Source organism: Oleiphilus sp. HI0086 (assembly GCF_001635225.1).
Window position 1 is genome coordinate 1 of record NZ_LWFZ01000270.1, and the last position, 746, is coordinate 746.

Below are 746 nucleotides of genomic sequence, written 5' to 3' on the forward strand. Positions count from 1 at the left end.
GCCCATAAAGACCTTACATTCGAGGCCCAAACGAGCTGCAACGGTCGCAGAAGCAACACCGTGCTGACCTGCACCTGTCTCAGCAATCACTCTTGGCTTACCTAAGTACTTAGCTAATAGTGCCTGACCGATGGTATTATTTACTTTGTGCGCGCCGGTATGATTAAGGTCCTCTCGCTTAAGGTAGATCTTTGCACCGCCCACTTCTCTAGTCAGACGTTCGGCAAAATAAAGCGGTGAAGGCCGACCCACATAGTCAGCCATATCCTTATCAAACTCTTTACAGAACTCAGGGTCATCTTTGAGAGAAAGGTATTTCTTCTCAAGGTCTTCAAGCGATGACATCAAAGTCTCTGAAACAAATCGACCACCATAAGGGCCAAAATGCCCTTTATTATCAGGAAGTTGAGCTAACAATTCTTCAGTAATTCGTGTATTCGCTGGCACTCGACACCTCATCTACAAAACTTGAAACTTTAGAGTGGTCTTTCACACCCTTACGTAATTCTACACCGCCACTTACATCTACCGAATAGGGGCGCACCTGTTTAACAGCAGCGCGCACATTCGAGGCGTTTAAGCCCCCGGCAAGAATAAGTGGTTTAGTGGTATTTTTTGGAATAATTGACCATTCAAAGGCCTCTCCTGTTCCACCAGGAACACCTTTTTTATAAGTATCTAGCAATAAGCCTAAGGCACTAGAGTAATGTTTATCGGCCTCTAGAATATCTTGCTCGCACTGAACA

The 746-nt window shown here is 45.2% G+C and carries 1 protein-coding gene and 1 pseudogene; both read right to left on the reverse strand.

Translation table 11 applies throughout. The features are described 5' to 3' along the window. The coding region (locus A3756_RS03470) for a pyridoxal-phosphate dependent enzyme (RefSeq protein WP_231875475.1) at positions 1 to 447 on the reverse strand (447 nt) is incomplete at its 3' end. Beyond that, positions 422 to 746: pseudogene (locus A3756_RS03475) on the reverse strand (N-(5'-phosphoribosyl)anthranilate isomerase); the annotation flags it as partial. The pseudogene A3756_RS03475 and the gene A3756_RS03470, both read right to left, overlap by 26 nt.